Origin of the sequence: Blautia sp. OF03-13 (assembly GCF_003460685.1) — a bacterium.
Taxonomy (GTDB): Bacteria; Bacillota; Clostridia; order Lachnospirales; family Lachnospiraceae; genus Fusicatenibacter; species Fusicatenibacter saccharivorans.
In genome coordinates this window covers 1-18,117 of the sequence record NZ_QTVR01000002.1, presented here as the reverse complement: position 1 = coordinate 18,117, position 18,117 = coordinate 1, and the positions used below count along the sequence as shown (strand labels likewise).

At 49.3% G+C, this 18,117-nt stretch carries 15 protein-coding genes and 1 pseudogene; 1 reads left to right on the top strand and 15 read right to left on the bottom strand.

The annotated features are described in order from the left end of the window. Nucleotides 1–66: 66 nt before the first annotated feature. From DXA55_RS01405 to DXA55_RS01360, 12 genes and pseudogenes are all read right to left on the bottom strand, one after another. Nucleotides 67–1,991: pseudogene (locus DXA55_RS01405) on the bottom strand (ABC transporter ATP-binding protein). 3 nt (nt 1,992–1,994) lie between these two features. Further along, nucleotides 1,995–3,743 (bottom strand): ABC transporter ATP-binding protein, encoded by a 1,749-nt coding sequence (locus tag DXA55_RS01400; protein WP_022463287.1) that lies wholly within the window; start codon nt 3,741–3,743, stop codon nt 1,995–1,997. Continuing rightward, the gene (locus tag DXA55_RS01395) at nt 3,737–4,198 is read right to left on the bottom strand and encodes a MarR family winged helix-turn-helix transcriptional regulator (protein ID WP_022463288.1); all 462 of its coding nucleotides are present in this window, start codon (nt 4,196–4,198) and stop codon (nt 3,737–3,739) included. The genes DXA55_RS01400 and DXA55_RS01395 overlap by 7 nt, the downstream gene beginning before the upstream one ends. A 236-nt stretch (nt 4,199–4,434) precedes the next feature. Beyond that, a complete protein-coding gene (locus DXA55_RS01390) occupies nt 4,435–6,222 on the bottom strand; it encodes a cobaltochelatase CobT-related protein (RefSeq protein WP_117812863.1) in 1,788 nt (595 codons plus the stop codon). 11 nt (nt 6,223–6,233) lie between these two features. After that, nucleotides 6,234–7,145, bottom strand: a complete 912-nt coding sequence (locus DXA55_RS01385) for an AAA family ATPase (RefSeq protein WP_117812862.1) — start codon at nt 7,143–7,145, stop codon at nt 6,234–6,236. Between the two features lie 185 nt (nt 7,146–7,330). Next, complete coding sequence (locus DXA55_RS01380; protein WP_055226489.1) at nt 7,331–8,788, bottom strand: radical SAM protein; 1,458 nt, start codon at nt 8,786–8,788, stop codon at nt 7,331–7,333. 230 nt (nt 8,789–9,018) lie between these two features. Further along, complete coding sequence (locus DXA55_RS18025; RefSeq protein ID WP_256372628.1) at nt 9,019–9,141, bottom strand: hypothetical protein; 123 nt, start codon at nt 9,139–9,141, stop codon at nt 9,019–9,021. Continuing rightward, a complete protein-coding gene (locus DXA55_RS01375) occupies nt 9,138–9,476 on the bottom strand; it encodes a hypothetical protein (protein ID WP_117812861.1) in 339 nt (112 codons plus the stop codon). The genes DXA55_RS18025 and DXA55_RS01375 overlap by 4 nt, the downstream gene beginning before the upstream one ends. Before the next feature lie 323 nt (nt 9,477–9,799). Next, nucleotides 9,800–11,134: an aspartate--tRNA(Asn) ligase gene (aspS, locus tag DXA55_RS01370; protein WP_330415046.1), complete on the bottom strand. Its 1,335-nt coding sequence runs from the start codon at nt 11,132–11,134 to the stop codon at nt 9,800–9,802. Nucleotides 11,135–11,521: 387 nt separating this feature from the next. Continuing rightward, nucleotides 11,522–12,322: a metallophosphoesterase gene (locus DXA55_RS01365; protein ID WP_242998340.1), complete on the bottom strand. Its 801-nt coding sequence runs from the start codon at nt 12,320–12,322 to the stop codon at nt 11,522–11,524. Between the two features lie 5 nt (nt 12,323–12,327). Further along, nucleotides 12,328–12,693, bottom strand: a complete 366-nt coding sequence (locus tag DXA55_RS17455; RefSeq protein WP_242998331.1) for a hypothetical protein — start codon at nt 12,691–12,693, stop codon at nt 12,328–12,330. Between the two features lie 93 nt (nt 12,694–12,786). Further along, nucleotides 12,787–13,587: a PHP domain-containing protein gene (locus DXA55_RS01360; protein WP_117812860.1), complete on the bottom strand. Its 801-nt coding sequence runs from the start codon at nt 13,585–13,587 to the stop codon at nt 12,787–12,789. A gap of 296 nt (nt 13,588–13,883) precedes the next feature. On the opposite strand from DXA55_RS01360, the gene DXA55_RS01355 reads away from it, so the two are divergent. Further along, nucleotides 13,884–14,906, top strand: coding sequence for a hypothetical protein (locus DXA55_RS01355; protein WP_117812859.1), 1,023 nt, complete (start codon nt 13,884–13,886; stop codon nt 14,904–14,906). Nucleotides 14,907–14,927: 21 nt separating this feature from the next. Here DXA55_RS01355 and DXA55_RS01350 read toward each other — a convergent pair whose 3' ends face one another. The 3 genes from DXA55_RS01350 to DXA55_RS01340 all read right to left on the bottom strand — a co-directional run bounded on the left by DXA55_RS01350 (nt 14,928) and on the right by DXA55_RS01340 (nt 17,875). Continuing rightward, nucleotides 14,928–15,476 (bottom strand): TetR/AcrR family transcriptional regulator C-terminal domain-containing protein, encoded by a 549-nt coding sequence (locus DXA55_RS01350; protein WP_055218182.1) that lies wholly within the window; start codon nt 15,474–15,476, stop codon nt 14,928–14,930. Nucleotides 15,477–15,596: 120 nt separating this feature from the next. After that, entirely contained in the window at nt 15,597–17,195 is a 1,599-nt protein-coding gene (locus DXA55_RS01345) for a sensor histidine kinase (protein ID WP_242998330.1), read from the bottom strand. Then, the gene (locus DXA55_RS01340; protein ID WP_055218183.1) at nt 17,192–17,875 is read right to left on the bottom strand and encodes a response regulator transcription factor; all 684 of its coding nucleotides are present in this window, start codon (nt 17,873–17,875) and stop codon (nt 17,192–17,194) included. Before DXA55_RS01340 ends, DXA55_RS01345 begins: the two co-directional genes overlap by 4 nt. Nucleotides 17,876–18,117: the final 242 nt, after the last annotated feature.

Sequence of the window (18,117 nt, the reverse complement as noted above, 5' to 3'; positions counted from 1 at the left end):
AAAAAATCCCGCACAGACAGATTTTTATTTTCTGTCGTGCGGGACTTACTTTTTCCGTTTTTTCTGCTATGCAGAAACCTGATTTCCGGTATACAACTGATAATATTTTCCTTTCTGTTCCATCAGCTGATCATGGGTACCGCGCTCAATAATTTGTCCCTGCTCAAGAACCATGATACAATCGGCGTTTCGTACGGTAGACAGACGATGTGCGATAACAAAGGTTGTTCTTCCGCTCATCAGCTTATCCATACCATCCTGAACAATGCGCTCGGTACGGGTATCAATGGAGCTTGTCGCCTCATCGAGAATCAGTACCGGCGGATCCGCAATGGCTGCACGCGCGATCGCAAGAAGCTGCCGCTGACCCTGGGACAGATTCGCACCGTCTCCGGTCAGCATTGTGTCATAGCCCTGCGGCAGACGCATAATGAACCCGTGCGCATTCGCCAGTTTTGCTGCTGCTACAACCTCATCCTCCGTCGCATCGAGCTTTCCGAAGGCAATATTTTCTCTTACCGTTCCCGTAAACAGATGTGTATCCTGCAAAACAATGCCAAGCGATCTTCTCAGATCGTCTTTTTTGATCTTTCCAATATTGATCTCATCGTAACGGATCTTACCTTTCTGAATATCATAAAAACGGTTGATCAGATTGGTAATGGTTGTTTTTCCGGCTCCGGTGGAACCGACAAACGCGATCTTCTGACCCGGCTCCGCAAACAGTGATACATCGTGCAGAACGATTTTATCCGGGTTATAGCCGAAATCAACATGTTCGAATACCACACGGCCCTGCAGCTCGCGGTAATCCACAGATCCATCTGCCTGGTGCGTATGCTTCCATGCCCATTTTCCGGTACGCTCTTTCGTCTCGGTGAGTTTTCCGTTTTCTTCCTTCGCATTGACAAGCGTTACATACCCCTCGTCCAGCTCCGGCTCTTCATCCATCAGGCGGAAAATACGTTCGGCTCCTGCAAGTGCCATAACGATTGCGTTCAACTGCTGGCTGACCTGGTTGATCGGCATGTTAAAACTCTTGTTGAAGGTCAGAAAGCTTGCCAGACCACCGAGCGTAAAGCCACCGACATTGCCAAGGGCAAGTGCACCGCCGACAATCGCACAGACAACATAGCTCATATTTCCAAGCTGTGCATTGATCGGTCCGATGACATTCGCAAACGCATTGGCATTGTAAGCACTCTCATACAGATTGTTATTAATTTCTTTGAATTTTTCGATATTCTCCTCTTCATGACAGAATACCTTGACAACCTTCTGGCCATCCATCATCTCTTCGATAAAGCCGTTGACTTTACCAAGATCCCTCTGCTGTTTTACAAAGAAATTTCCGGAAAATCCGGCCACCTTTTTTGTCACTCCCAGCATGATAGATACCATAACCAGCGTTGTAATCGTCAGCGGGATGTTCAGAATCAGCATACTGACAAAGACACTGACAATCGTGATTGCACTGTTGATGATCTGCGGGATACTCTGACTGATCATCTGGCGCAGAGTATCAATATCATTTGTATAAATCGACATAATATCGCCGTGCGCATGCGTATCAAAATATTTGATTGGCAGCTTTTCCATATTGCCGAACAGATCATTTCTCAGATTCCGCAGGGTTCCCTGGGACACATAAATCATGGTACGGTTCTGAATGAACGCAGCCACAATACCGATCCCGTAAAATCCGGCCACCCGCAAAATTGCGTGGAGCAGCGGGCCAAAATCCGGATCCGGCTGGGTCAGCATCGGCGTGATATAGCGTCAATCAGCGTTTTCATAAACATCGTTCCCTGTACGTTTGCCAGGACGTTGACAAAAATCGCAATGACAACAGCGATGCAATGTACGGTATAATCCTTTAATGCATATTTCATAATTCTGGTAAAGATCTTCATCGGATTCTTGACCTGCGGTTTCACCCCTCTTGGAGGTCTTGCGCCCGGCCCCTTTACCTGCTGTACTCTCTCTGCCATTCCTTACTCACCTCTCTTTTCGTCAAAGTCTCCGCCGCCACCGGTCTGAGACTCATATACTTCCCGGTAAATTTCATTGGTTTTCAGTAATTCCTCATGGCTTCCAAAACCATTTACTTTTCCGTTCTCCATGACAATGATACGGTCTGCGTCCTGCACACTGGAAATACGCTGTGCAATGATCAGCTTTGTCGTTTCAGGAATCTCGGTCAGGAATGCCTTCCGGATTTTTGCATCGGTTGCGGTATCGACAGCACTTGTACTGTCATCCAGAATCAGCACCTTTGGTTTTTTCAGCAGCGCTCGTGCGATACAGAGGCGCTGTTTCTGGCCGCCGGATACGTTGGATCCGCCCTGCTCGATGTAGGTGTTGTAGCCCTCCGGCATCCGGTCGATAAATTCATCAGCGCAGGCAAGACGGCAGACACGCTTGCACTCTTCTTCCGAAGCATTTTTATCACCCCAGCGAAGATTGTCGAGAATGGTACCGGAAAACAGCACATTTTTCTGTAAAACAACGGCTACTTCATTTCGCAGAGTTTCCATATCGTAGGAACGGACATCCTTTCCGCCGACTTTGATGGAGCCTTCCGTGACATCGTACAGACGGCTGATCAGGTTGACAAGACTCGTCTTCGCACTTCCGGTTCCGCCGATGATACCGATGGTCTCACCGGATTTGATCGAAAGGTTGATATCCGAAAGAACCGGCTCGCCTGCTCCCTTTTTGTAGTTGAAGTAGACGTGATCGAAGGTAATGCTTCCGTCCGGAATATCAAAGTCCGGATTCTCCGGATTGTCGAGATCGCTCTTCTCATTCAGAACCTCGGTAATACGGCGCGCACTCGCAAGGCTCATCGTGATCATAACGAATACCATCGAAAGCATCATGAGGCTCATCAAAATGTTCATGCAGTAGGTCAGAAGGCTCATCAGCTCTCCTGTTGTCAGGCTGCTTCCGACGATCATCTTCGCACCGAGCCAGCTGATCAGAAGAATACAGCTGTAAACGGTAAGCTGCATCAGCGGCGCGTTGAAGGAAAGGTTTTCCTCTGCTTTACAGAAAATTTTGTAGATGTTCTCTGCTGCTTTGTGGAACTTACTTGTTTCATGATCCTCACGCACATACGCTTTTACTACGCGGATGGCGGATACGTTTTCCTGTACGCTCGCATTCAGCTCATCGTACTTCGGAAATGCCTGATCGAAATATTTCATCGCGGAACGCATGATCAAAAACAGACACGTTCCGAGGATAAGAATGGCTACCAGATAAACGCTTGCAAGACGTGCATTGATATAAAACGACATAATCATCGCGATAATCATGCTCGACGGTGCACGCATGCACATACGAAGAATCATCTGATAGGCATTCTGCAGGTTGGTGACGTCTGTCGTCAGGCGGGTGACAAGACCTGCGGTGCTGAATTTGTCGATATTCGAAAATGAATATTCCTGAATGTTTTCAAACATGGCCTGACGCAGATTTCTTGCAAATCCGGCAGACGCTTTTGCTCCATATTTTCCGCCCATGATACCGGCAAACAGACCGATGGCTGCTGCTGCCACCATGAACGCTCCCACCACGTAGATGTGATGGAGATCGCCTTTTTCTACACCATCATCGATAATGGATGCCATCATAAGAGGAATGATCATCTCCATGATAACTTCCAGAATCATGAAAAGCGGAGTGGCAATGGAGGCTTTTTTAAACTCTTTTACCTGTGCTCCAAGTGTTTTTAACATGATGTCTCTCCTAACATATTTTTTACATTGCTTTTGAGCTGGTCGATGACACGGTAGAAGGTATCGAGATCTTCTTTTGCAATTCCTTCAATTGTCTGTTCTTCCAGAATATCGATCATATCTTTCGTCTTCTCGTGAAGCTCTCTTCCGGTATCGGTCAGCACCAGTTTCTTCAGACGTGCATCATAGGGAACGGACTCCCGTCGGATGTAGCCCTTTTTCTCCATGAGCTTTAAAATATTCGTCACGGTGGACCGACAGATCTTAAACTCCGCCTCGATATCCTTCTGGAAAATATCTTTGTCTTCGTTCCGGCACAGATACCCTAAAATCCATCCGTGCATGGCGGTCAGTTCATCGACCCCCCGCTCTCTGGCGGCTGCCATCAGGTTCCGTGACATCATATTGTCCAGCGTCCGCAGTTCGTGGCCGATTTTTCTTTTTTTACAACACACGCTGCTTTTTTCCTCCTTTCCCCTTTGCTGCCGTCCCCATCTGTTCGTTATAAAACTGTTTGAATAAGGACTGTTCTATAAGCAACTGTTCTATAGATGACTGTTTCATATTAAACAGTTCGCTATAGAACATTCTAGGAGGTTTTGTGGGAAATGTCAACCTGTTTGCGTAAAAAATTTGAAAAAAATGCTCCGGATAAAAGTTTTTCACTTTCCGCCCGGAGCATTCCGCTCGTTTATTCTTCGATTTTTCTTCTTAAATAGCTTCCCACCATATGGGAAAAGTTGCGGATATCGCGCGCATACGCGAAATCCTTGCCGAAAATCTTCTGCTCCGCCACAAGTTCCGTCTCCTCACCTACGAACACTCCGAGCACCGAAACGCCCTGCTGCCTGAGGCGCCGCACCTCGGTTGCCGTGTCGTGCAGCGCATAATCATCCCGGTACGGCTTTGGATTTCTCGCATTCGGCCGGTTCACCAGCACATCGTACGGCTTTCCGTCGCTTAAGAGGATCAGCAGCTTCCGGTCCTCCTGGCGTTTTAAAAGATCTATCCCCGCAGCCTTGACAGCAAGCCCGTCGCGATTGTTTGATGATGTAATATACTCAAAAATATTGCTGTTCTTCTCCCGCGGATCGTCGTAATCGCGCATCCGGTGCAGGATCGTGTAATCCCAGAACGTACAGAAGCTCATCACGCGGAACGGGATGTGCAGGCGGCTTAAGGTCTCCGCCAGAATGTACGTCTGCAGTGTCACATTCTCCTGGCGCGGCCGCTGGGAACCGCTCGCATCCACGAGAATATCCACGACAAAATCCAGCGAATTCCGCCGCTGCTCCAGCCGGAACAGATCCGCATTCTGGCTTCGTCCCACCTTCCACATCCGCGCAGGCTGTAAAATTCCGTGGTCTGCATCCGCAAACGACTGATCCTCCTGCAGCAGCATCGCTTTTTTCAGTTCCTGATACAGCAGCGAAATGTTCTGCCGCACCGCGCGGTGCTGGTCGTAATAGGCATGAAGGTTTTTATCCTTCTGCTTCTGCGCGTAGGAGAGCTGATAATACTTTCCGACCGGATTTTTCAGCACACCCTCCGTGTAATAGAGGCTGCAGTCGCTGTGGATGCCGCGGCAGAGCTGGTAATTCCGGCTTTTCTCCTCACTTTCCGAGAGCCACGTTTTTCCGTAATTGCGCTGAATGTACTGATACATCCGTGCCAGCGCTTTCTCATCGACGACAACAACCTTTTTGGTATCGCTTCCCGCTGTTTTTTCTTTCTTCTCTTCCGCCTCTTTTGATGTGAAATTTGTCATATCAAGCGAAACTCGCTCCAGATATGTCTCGAGCCCGTCCTCATACAGCTCTTCCGAAAGGAAATCCTTCCAGGAATACTCGGTGAGCTCCTCGATCGTTACCGCAAGAACCGAGGCAAGATCACCGTGCTTTTTCACAAATGCGGGATCGACGACCTTATTGTACAGCTCGTCCGTCACCCGAATTAGTTCCATTGTATCCGCTGTTTCGGATGCGTGCTTCAGCAGCTCCATCCACTCCCGCGTTTTTCCCGAGTATGAAGGGCTTTTCCCCTCGTCCTCTTCTCTTCTTCCGCGCAGATACTCCAGTTTCAGGCGGCCTGTCTCATTTCTGGATAGAGTTTCAAAAGAGTGGTCCAGTATTTCCTCCGCTGCTCTCCTTCGAAAGCCCTTGACACCGGGGCGCTCGCTTTCGAGCCGCTTCGCTACGGCCTCCTCCGTCACCAGCTGGGCGAGCATCATCAGTTCTCCCTCCGCTGCGCCGCTGTAAACCTTCTTCACCAGATACAGGCTGTAGGCTTCCCGATCAAAGTAACACGAAAAGGCGCCCTGGCGGATTGTGTCGTACAGCACCGTATCCGGCTCTTTCGCATACCGCTCCACGTCCGGGTTCAGCTTCAGCGTGTAGTCGCCGCTGACAGTCCAGACGAGATTGCGGATCCGGCTTTCCAGCTCCATCTCATGCGTTTTTAATGTTTCCTCCGTCACCATACGTATTTCCTCTAAAAAACATCCTGCGGCGTCCACTCTTCCGGAATCCGCGTGCGCACGACATCCCGCACGATCTCTTTTTCAAACAGGTCAAAGCATTTATTGACAATGCCGATCTGCACCGCAAGATACGGGGACAGCCCCTGGCGCATCGTGCCGATCGCTCCGAACAGGCCGCGGAGGTCGAGCGCGCGCGTGGTGATTTCCGCCTGTTTTGCCTTTTTCTGCAGATCGAGGTAAAGGCCGGCCAGCGCTTCGCGTGCCGCCGGTTTCAGATCCGGGAATTTTGACTGCATCAGATAAAACAGTGTCTCTTCTGTAAGCGGCGGCATGTCAATCACCAGAAAGCGGGACACCAGCGCTTCATTCAGCTCCCTCGTTCCCGCATAGCCGTAATTCATCGTTCCGATCATCCGCGCCGCCGGGTGAAGCGGAATTTTATCGTAGCCCGGCACATCGATGATGCGGCGGTAGTCGAGCGCGGCGTGAAGAACACTGACCGCATCGTTTTTCGCCATGTTGATCTCATCGAGAATGCCAAAACCGCCTTCCTCTGCACAGCGGTAAATGCTGCCTTTCCGGAGTGTGACCTCCTGGTTCTGGAACGTATCGGTTCCGATCAGCTCGGCGCTTCCTGTGTTTACATGGAAAGAAACGTTGTACGTCGGTCTTCCGAAAACATACGCCAGTGTCTCTGCCAGCACGTTTTTTCCCGTTGCCTTCTCGCCGGTCAGCAGCAGATTTTCGCCCTGCAGCAGCGCGGCAATTGCCATCTCCAGAATCTCTTTTCCGAAAAACGGGATTTCCGGCGTGCTCATGCGGTTCTCTAAGCCCTCCGCCACCGGATAGCTCTCGCGGAATTTCCGCACACTCTCAATTAACGCCCCGCTTACGCCCTGTTCCTGTAAAAATGAATCGTTCATCTTCTATTTTTTAATCCTCTCTGTCGTTAAAATATCGCTTTGCTTCTCTATAGTATACGGGATCCGGCCGCTTTCTGCAAGGTCGGACTTTGGCTCACTGCCCGCACAAAAAGACACCGGAAAACAGATTTTCGTCCCATTTTCCGGTGTCTTGCTTCTATTTTATCTTCGATTCATCGATCGCATTATCCGCGGATTCCGGAAAGAATTTCCTCTGTGGAAGCTTTTGCCTCCTCATCCAGGTTCTCTTTCTTATAGTTCTCATATCTCTGTTTGTGATGCGGATTCTCTGCCCACAGCTCGTCTGCGGCTTTTTTCCACTCAGCAGCATACAGATCACATTTTCCACACAGATGCTCTGCGCTCTCCGGAGACTGCAGGTCGGTTGACTTCGCGCCGGTCTTCTCTACCATCTCACGCAGCAGTTCCGGATTTTCGAGCATCGGACATGGGCGCAGGTGGTTGCGGTTGAACGGCTGTCCATCGCGGTATGCCTGGAACAGCGGCTGCTGCAGTGCTTCGATCAGGGAAACTTCGTTGATGTTGGCGCCGGAGTAATGGATGAAAACACACGGCTCCACATCGCCGTTTGCATTGATATGGCAGTAGTTTCTTCCTCCTGCGATACAGCCTCCGACGAACTCACCGTCGTTCTGGAAGTCCATAACAAAGATCTGTTTGTCGCTCTTATCGGAACGGATCTCACGCAGTCTGTGATAGATATATTTTCTCTGCTCAACCGTCGGCATCAGCTCCGGTGCAGCGTCCATGCCGACCGGCATGAAGTGGAAATACCAGCTGTAACGGCATCCGTGCTCGATCAAAAGATCCAGGAACTCGTCACTTGTAACGGTCTCGAGGTTTGCTCTTGTGTAGCAGATGGAAGTACCAAAAAGCAGACCGTGTTTTTTCATCAGATCCATGGCTGCCAGAACTTTATCGAAAATACCCTCGCCGCGGCGTCCGTCGTTGACCTCCTCGAAGCCTTCCAGAGACAGGGAGAAGGAGATATTGCCCAGCTTCTGAACCGCCTCACAGAACTCCTCGTCGATCAGGGTTCCATTGGTGAAGCAGTGGAATTCACAGTCATGATGCTCTTCTGCCAGACGCAGGATGTCTTTTTTGCGCACAAGCGGTTCGCCGCCGGTGAACATGTAGAAGTAGGTTCCCAGCTCTTTTCCCTGGCTTATGATATCAGAAAGTTTCTCATAGGAAAGATTCAGCTTGTGGCCGTATTCTGCTGCCCAGCATCCGGTGCAGTGCAGGTTACAGGCACTTGTCGGGTCCATCAGCATCGTCCATGGGATGTTGCAGTTGTATTTTTCACGGTTCATACGGATCTGTTTCGTTCCGACGAAAGCTGCCTGGAATCCCAGGTTCAAAGCAGTCATTTTGATCACCTGCGGATCCAGCTCGTCCAGTCCGCGGTTGACATACTGTACCCATTTGTTGTCCGGATTCTGCAGCATGGTGCGGATGTTGTCGAAGGTTTTCTCCGCAAACATATTTCCGGTAAATTTCTGTACAAAATCCGTCAGATTCAACAGCGCTTTTGTTCTGTCGTCTCCGTGATTCACATATTTTAAAACACCATCGATCGCAGCGCCTGCAGCGGCTCTTTCTACTTTCATTTTTGCATCCATTGTTCACGATCTCCTTTGTAATAGTTTAATATTTTCGCCCGGAATTGATCTGGTTTTGAATACCACATCCTGGCTTTTTCTCATTATATTCTTCATATTTGGAAAATACAACCCAAAATCCCCTCGTTTTGGACACATCAAAAAAAGTGTCCCACAAGGGAACACTTTTTCCTGTTTTTCTCTTTCCGTTATATTTTACATTGCATTTTCAGATTCACACAAAGCATTTTCTAATTTTCGATCAGAACCGCGCGGATCGGTCCGCCGTACTGGTGTTTCTTTTTGACCGGAGCAGCCACAAGAAAATAATGACCCGAGGTCACTTTCTCCAGATTCAGATTTTCGACAATCACCGTACCTTTTTCAGCAGCTGCTGATGAACATCATTCCCCGATGTCTCATTTCCGACAGTTTCCTGCTCCACACCGAGCAGCACCAGTTTTTTCTCTGCCAGGTAATCTGCCCCATCGCGTGTAATCTGCGCATCGCCGCGGATCAGAAGACGTTCACAGTCTTCTTCCATGACCTCCTCGAGCACTTCTCTTGTCACTTTTCCCTCAAGCTCCGCCACCTGACAGATGCCAAGTGACCGGTCGAGCGTCGTCTGCGCCGTTCCTTCCTCCGTCATCAGATGACGCGGCGCGTCCATTGCGGAAAACTGCTCTCCGGAAATGTCATATAATTTCATATTTTCCTATCCTCAAACCGGGAAACTCCCGTCTTTCTTTTTTCCAATATTTGCCGATACTGCCAGATTCTGCCGGCAGCCAAACCTTGTTTAGTATAGCCTATTTTCGGACGCTTTACAAGGCTCATTTCTGCAAAAATTCTGACTTTTATACAGCAATCCTGTCTGCAATAAACAATTTTTCATTTTCACTCCCCTGGTGTATAATAGAAATATCCAAACGGTTACGCTCTCTTTCAAATGGGAGGGAAATCTTATGAAACTCCGGCTAAGCCCGTGGATCTGCGCCACGGCTTCGCCGGAGTTTTTTACACCCTTCTAGTTTACGGAATCAGACGGTGAATGTCTCTTGGAAACAGGGATGCGTTCCGCACATTTTCAAATCCGAGAAGCCGTGCCGTAAACCGCTCCAGCCCAAGACCGAGGCCGCCGTGCGGAGGCATGCCGCAGCGGTGCATCATTAGATAGCTCTCAAACGCTTCCACATGCATGCCGCGGCTTTCGATCTTTTCCACCTGCTCCCGGTAATTGTGGATGCGCTGGCCGCCGGTCGTGACTTCAAGGCCGCGGAAGAGAAGGTCAAAACTTTCCGTCACTGCCGGGTTTTCTCTGCTGTCCATCGCGTAGAACGGGCGCTTGGCGCTTGGATAATGTGTCACAAATACGAAGTCACTGCCTGTCGTTTTCTTCACGTATTCGCACAGCAGTTTTTCCTCCTCCGGTTCAAAGTCCAGTTTCTCCGAAAAGGCTCTTTTGTATACACGGCTCACCAGCTCTTTCGCCTCCGAAAAACGGATTCTCGGAATCTCCGTGATCACCGGCACCTCTGCTTTTAAAAGCGAAAGCTCCGCTCCGCATGTCTCCTGCAGCCGTGCAAACGTGTACCGCAGCATCTCCTGTTCCATCGCCATGATGTCCTCGAAGTTCTCGATATAGCCTATCTCAAAGTCCACGCTTGTATATTCGTTCAGATGACGCGCCGTGTCGTGTTTCTCCGCCCGGAAGACCGGTGCGATCTCGTAGACACGCTCGAAAACGCCGACCATCATCTGCTTGTAAAACTGCGGGCTCTGCGCCAGATATGCCTGTTCGCCGAAATACAACAAAGAGAAGATATTAGCTCCGCCCTCGGCTCCCGCTGCTACGAGCTTCGGTGTGTGGATTTCGGTGAAGTGCTGTCCATCCAGAAATTCGCGGAACGCCTGACAGATCCTGGCCTGAATCTGGAAAACCGCGCGCTCTTTTTCATTTCGCAGCGTGATGGGCCGGTAGTCCAGCAGATTCTCGATGGAAGTGTTGACCCGCTTCTGGTTGATGACAACCGGCGGTACTTCTTCCGGCTCGGAGAGGATTTCCACTTCTAACAGATGCAGGTCATACCCGCTTCTGGAACGCTCTTCACGGATCACCTCCGCGGTAAACCGGACACACGCCTCTTCTTTTAATTCCTCCAATGCAAACCGGGCATACGCCGACTCGTACACGCACTGTACCATCTGCCGTTTCGTCCGAAGCAGCACAAATTCAAATGAGCTCATTTTTCGGATTTTGTAAATGCTTCCATGCAGCCGCACGATTTCGCCGATATGTGCTCCTAACTGCTCTGCTTCGAGTTCCTCTGTTTTTCTTACTTTTACGGTATTCATTTCTGTCTTCATAGTCTTTTCTGCCTTTCTGTTCTGATTTTTCTTTATCGCCGCAAAATCAGCAGAAAATCCATATGGACATAATCTGTATGTCCCATACGATCACAACCCTTCTCTGATGTAAATTTCAAGTCATTCCCGCATGGATAAAAAATGGCAAAGAAAAACCACACGGGGTATTTCTTTTTCTCCCGGTGTGGTTTCCCTTTGCCTTATCTTCCACACAGGTACAACACAATCAGCGCCTGTACCTGTGAAGTATAGTAGTCTTCACTTTGATACAAGCGCTATCAATCGTCGTCCCTGTGCATTTGTACGCTGTGCATCTCGTTCATCATTGATAACCTCTGTTTCGTAATTTTGTTGTATTATAATTCTGCGTTCCGGTTTTGTCAACCCTTATTTTCCGTAATCGATGATCACCACTTCCGCTTTCGTCCCGATCCGCATCGGCGGTCCCCAGAGACCCACGCCGGATGTGACGATGCTGTACATGTCTCCGACTTTCTTCATCCCGCAGGCATTCTCCCACATCAGGCCGGTAAGGATATTGCCTGGGAAGAGCTGTCCGTCGTGCGTATGGCCGCCAAGATCAAGGTCTGCGCCTGCCTCTGCCAGCTCGGTCAGCTCCGACGGCTGGTGGTCAATCACAAAAACTGGAAGCGACTGGTCCAGTCCGGTAAGCAGTTCGGACGGCGTGTCGCGTGTCTCCTGCGTTTTGCGGATCCGGTCGGGATCTTTTCGGCCCGCCAGATAAAAGGCATCATCGATACAGACCACATCATCCTCCAGCAGATGAATCTTCGCGCGGTCCAGAAACTCACCGAACCGGCGGTCGGCGATGCGCTCCTCCTTCGTCTCAAACGTAAAGCCCGCGAGAATCTTCTCATCGAGATCGTGGTTGCCGTAGCAGGCGTACGTGCCGTACCGGCTCTTTAAGCCCGCCAGAAGATCCGCCACGCGGTCCGGCTCATAGATGGCATCGTACTCATTATCAAAAATATCCCCGGCAATCACAACGACATCCGGCTCCTCAGCATTGATTTTTTCCACCATCTCTTCCATCTGATGACTGCCGATGCTGTACCCCAGATGAAGATCTGCGACGAGCGCAATTTTCAGATGTGCATCCTTTTTCGATGGAACCTCATATCGTGTCGTGTAAATATGGACTGCATGCACCATTCCGTAGATGCACATTCCCGTCACAAAAAGGATCGCGCCAAGCCGACCGCTTTCAATCCCATCAGAGAATACAGCCAAGTTTTCGTCAGTGCCGTATGCGCAAAAATGAAGCGCAGCAGCACCAGAATCGCGGTGAAGCCAAGAAAATACAGATACATGCCGAGCCAGCAGTTGCTGATGACCTTTAAAATCCGGTGAACGGGATCTCTTTTGATCAGAAAGCTCGTCAGCAGGGAAAGTGCAAAAAATGCATACAGCACCAAAATGACACCCAGCACGGCCGGATGGCGGAACAGAGGATGCACCTCCTTCATCCACCGCAGCAGCCAGTAGGCGGTAAATACATTTGCCAGTATGTAGACCGGCGCAAGAAATATTGCAAGCATACGTATGTTTCCTCTCTTTTTCGATTCAAATGCAGGGCAGGAAAAAGCGTGCCGAACGAAACGTTTCCGGCACGCTTTTTTGCCAGGCATTCATCAGAGTTTTTTTTCTATGATATCAAACAGCTCACGTCTCCGCTTCCGCCAGCGCCAGCCATTTGCAAGTTTGTTGTAGAAATAGAACGAATCCACAAGCACCATGTTCAGGCGGCCGATCCGGTCTTTCGTCGTTCCGTTATAATGTTCTCCGCCGCATTCGATCTGCGGGCACGTTTTTACGTAGGCGATCAGATCATCCTCACTTCTGATGGTATCCGGCAGCTCGGTGTACGCTTTTCCGATGCAGTTCAGCCGGTGCGCATCGCTTCCGCCAAAGCCGGGTTTATTGAATTTCTCCGCCAGCCGTTTCGCTTTTGCGTTCGTCTCCGCGCTCTCACACGCATTGAAAATTTCAACAAAATCGAACTGCGGGAGAAGCTGGGCAATCCGCTGCTGATACTTTTTCTTCCGTTCATTCGTGCTGATCATGCTCATAAATTTTTCGCCGTACGGATGCGCCGGTCCTAAAATTCCGCCGTACGCATGGACGATCTTGACAAGGATCGATCCCGGCAGGCCGCGCAGCTCCAGAATTTTTAATTTTACGCCGAACGGCATAATCACAAGAATGTGGCCGCAGTCGCACGTATCGTACTCAACACCTTTTAATACCACAAAATCCTGGTGTGCTCTTCCCTTGATGGCATTCTTCCACTCGCGGTATCCGTCATAGGAATCGTGGTCGGATACCAACATTCCTCCAAATCCTTTTCGTTTCAGTGTTCGGATGTACTCCTCAATCATGACTTTTCCATCCATCGAACCCTCTTTTGTGTGGCAGTGCATATCAAATTTCATGCAAAACGCCTCCTTTTATCTTCCATGTTCGAAAACCATTTCGTTTTTCCTATTTTTCTGGAATCGTTTCGGATGGTTCCGCCGCGTTTTTGGCGCGGCAGAATCGATAGTTTGTACCATATAACTTTATTTTACCACTTTTTCCACAAAAGAAAAAGAAATTTCTTCTGAAGATCTGGTAAATTTTCCTTAAAGAATGGAGTTTTTAGACAATTCCTGTTCTTTGTCCCTGTTTTTACCGTGTTCTTTTTGCTATGATAAAAACAGCTTATTTTACTTGATCGGAGGAACACATTATGAATTCACAGGACATCACCCGCGCACTGATCGACACAACAGTTGCACGCGCGATGGTGGAGATGGACGCAGATCCGAAACGCAGCGTCCGCAAGCTCTGCGATCTTGGCCGCCAATTTTCCCGCGGCCGCTTTCAGAATCAGATTTTTGCCATTTTTCAGGATCTTCTGCGCAACGATGAAAGCCCGTATTATCAGGCGATCGACTTTCTGCTGCGCAGCAACGATCCGGAAGCGCTTCGTCAGTTCGGCATCAACATCGGCTACAACAGTTTTACCTACGGTGCGCAGATTCTGCGCCAGAAGCAGAAAGAACTTTCCTTTGCTGTTCCCTGGGTTGTCAAGCTCCGTCTCGACAGCCGCATCCCGGACACTTACGATTCCTCGTTTTTTGCATCCGTGGTCAGAACCGGTCTGACATACGGCATCTACTCTTATCAGCTCCGCTCCATGGATCATCATGAGGATATGGAATCCTACCTTGCCGTTATCCAGTCGCATCCGGAATGCGCGTTTCTCTGGTTTCTTTCCGATACGCCGCTTACCGAAAAACAGCAGAAACTGCTTTTATCCTGCCCGAACCTGATGGTTTCTCTTCCAATTGATGCCTCCTCAACGGCTTCCATGGCAAAAGCCCTGCGCCGTCAGAAAACGCTGTTCGGTATGCACAAAGTCTATCAGGATGCAGATGCTGCCGCTTATCTGCTCTCTTTTGACCACCTGTATTCCCAGATGGAACAGAGTGTCTTTTTCTTTCTGGTCGCAGATGATTCGTGCTCAAAAGAAAGTATCCGGGCTGTTTCCGATGTTGTTCAACAGTACCGCTTCACCCCCATACAGCCATTCTTCCCGATCGAAGTGCAGGAAGACTCCCGCAAAATTGAGCAGATTATCACCGCCAATCCGGCGTATCTACTGCTTCTGCCGGATCACATGGCCCGCACACTCGATACGCCCACCGTTTCCTTTGAAGAGTTGTCTCTTCGGAATATATTTTACCGTGAACTGCTCGCAGATGCATAAAAGTACAGCCAAAGCGGAATTTTATTTCTTTGGTTCCGCTTTGGCTGCTATTTTTTCTGATGATCTGCATATCACTTCTTTCAGTTCTTCGACAAACGTTTCCGGTTCCAGCTCGCTTTCCATGGAAAACCAGCGCAGAACCGCGGTCAGGAAGGCATCACAGAAGAACGTTACAAACAGTTTCTGATTCTGTACCTGAAAGAGATCCTGTACAAAAAACGCCATGACCGGCTCGAGCATCTCGTAAAAGTAATCCTTAAAACTGTTCTGCCCTTCGATCCTCAGGGCACTCTGGTAAAATGCTTTATTCTGATAGAAAATATTGCAGACCGCCACCAGCACATCCCATTCATTCTCAAAGTTCTTTCCGCCCATGTTTGTCAGAAAGTCCACATAAAAGATCCAGTTTACCAGATCGTATTTATCTTTAAAATGATAATAAAAGCTTTTCCGGTTCAGACCGCATTCCTCGCAGAGATCTGAAATACTGATTTTCGCAAAAGACTTGCATACCATCAATTTTTTCATTGCATCTGCAAGCGCACTCTTTGTACTGTTGGAATCCGCCATCTCTTCTCTCCCTCTCTTTTCGACCGTTTGTGCTATTATTCTACACCATCTTTTTCCTTTATGCAAGAAAAGCGCACCAGGAAAAGGCTGTATTTCCTTTTTCTGGCACGCTTTTTGCAATCATGCTTCTTCCGTTTTTCCATCTGCCTCCAGTGTGAACCAGAATGCCACACCGTTGTCGTAATTCTGGCAGCCGCACTGCTGCTGGAAGGAATCCATAATGGCTTTTACGATGGAAAGGCCGATGCCGCTTCCGCCGTATTCCCTTGTTCTCGCTTTGTCCACCTTGAAGAATTTCACCCATACCTTGTCGAGATCCTCCTCCGGGATCGGGTCCCCGGTATTGAAAACGGTTGTCTTTACGACATTCCCTTCTTTTTTGCAGCTGATCTCAATCGTGTGGTCGTAGTCCAGATGGTTGAGGGCATTCGTCAGATAGTTGGTGATAACCTCCTCAACTTTGAATTCATCGCCCCAGACATAGAGCGGGTCGCCGCCGGTAAAGAGCACTTTTGCCTCTTTCTGGCGGATCAGGATGTCGGAGGACTGCAGCACACCTTTAATCACGGCGTTCAGATCGAACCGTTCCATATTGACCTGATCCTCACCGAACTCGAGTTGGTTCAGGTTCAGGAGTTTTTTGACCATCTCGTTCATCTTTGCCGCCTCGTCGATGATGACATCGCAGTAGAACTCGCGGCTTTCCTCATCGTCATTGATGTTGTCTTTCAGGCCTTCCGCATAACCCTGAATCAGAGCGATCGGGGTTTTCAGCTCATGTGTGACATTTGAGAGAAACTCGCGGCGCATTTCATCAATCTGCGTTTTTTTGTCAATATCTTTCTGCAGCTCAACGTTCGCACTTTTCAGCTCGGAAATCGCCTGCTCAAGCTGTTCGGACATGACATTGAAGTTGTTTCCAAGCTCGCCGATCTCGTCTTTTCCGCCGCTCACGTAGCGGGCATCGAAGTCAAGGGCTGCCATTTTTTTCGAAATTTCGGTCAGCTCCTGCACCGGACGGACGATCTGGCGGGTGATGATCCAGATCACAATGGCACCGATGATGATGATCGGAATGCCGATAAAGAGGTAAAACTGGTTGGAAAGGCCGACCGCATCCGTGATGCTCTCCAGCGGGCATCTTGCAAAGTAGCAGTTTCCATTGTCAAACCAGCCGATGATCTGCAGATACTCGGCATCGGCGTGGCTGTCGTAGAATTTCTGGATCTGATAGTTGTCTTTGCTGTCAACGACTTTGGTATTTGCCTGCTCGTTTCCGCTGATCAGGCCGAAGATCAGGGTCTGAAGGCTCTGGCGGTCGGTTGCGTTGGAATAGACGAAGCTGCTGAGCTCCGGTCCGGTAATAATGACTTTCAGGTTGTTGGTAACACAGAACTGCTCGAAGGTATCAGGGATATCGTCGCTGTCTCCGCCTGTCGCATTCAGTTTCTGAAAGCTCTCTGCCAGAATGTGTTCTTTATCCCGGATATAAAAGGACCCGAGAAAGAAGTAATTGATCAGGCCGATGATAAGCAGGGTAGCTGCCATGGTCGCAATAAAAGTGTAGGCAATTCGTTTTTTGACGGAGTGTTTTCTTCCCTTTTGTGGCATTTTCAAGTGAAACCGGTGCTTTTTCTCCGCCTGGTTTCCCATTGTCACACGGGAATCTTCTGCAGGCATCTCCATGGAAGTCTCATTTTGTTTTTCTGTTCCGTTCATGATTCGTCCGCCTCGAATTTATAGCCCATGCCCCAGATGGTCTTGATTAAATCGCCTTTGTCGCCCATTTTGCTGCGAAGTTTTTTGACATGGGTGTCGATGGTGCGGGCGTCGCCGTAGTAGTCGTAGTTCCAGACGTTGTTCAGGATTTTTTCTCTGGAGAGGGCGATTCCCTGGTTTTCGAGGAAGTAGGTGAGGAGTTCGAATTCTTTATAGCTTAACTCCATTGGTTTTCCGTCAATGGATGCCATGTGGGCGGCTTTGTCGATGCGGATGCCGCCGGCTTCTAATACGTCGTCTTCGCCGGTTTTGCCGCTGCGGCGCAGGATGGCCTCGACGCGGGCGACGAGGATTTTCGGGGAAAATGGTTTGGAGATGTATTCGTCTACGCCGAGGTCAAAGCCGAGGAGTTCGTCGCGTTCTTCGCTTTTGGCGGTGAGCATGATGATCGGGACTTTGGAGTTCTGGCGGATTTCGCGGCAGACCTGCCAGCCGTCCATTTTGGGCATCATGACGTCGAGGATGATGAGGGCGATGTCTTTCTGGGCGTAGAAGGTGTCTACGGCCTGTTCGCCGTCACCGGCTTCGATGACGTCGTATCCGGCTTTTACTAAGAAATCTTTGACGAGTTTGCGCATGCGGCTTTCGTCGTCTACTACTAGGATTTTTAATTTTTCCATGAGTTTTGTCTCCTTTATATGACGGACGGAAAACGCCCGGCTGCCCGCCCGCTCGTGCTTTTTCCTGATCTCGTTGTGTTTTTATGTTTGATATTTTTACCATTTTACTTTAACATGGGTTTATGTTTTTTCTGTGAAATGGGGTGAGTTTATTTTAACATATAGGAAGGGAGTTGGAAACTTCTATTTTTTGTATTGATTAAATTTGGGTATGAAAAAAGATCTCCTGGGGTTGGCAGGAG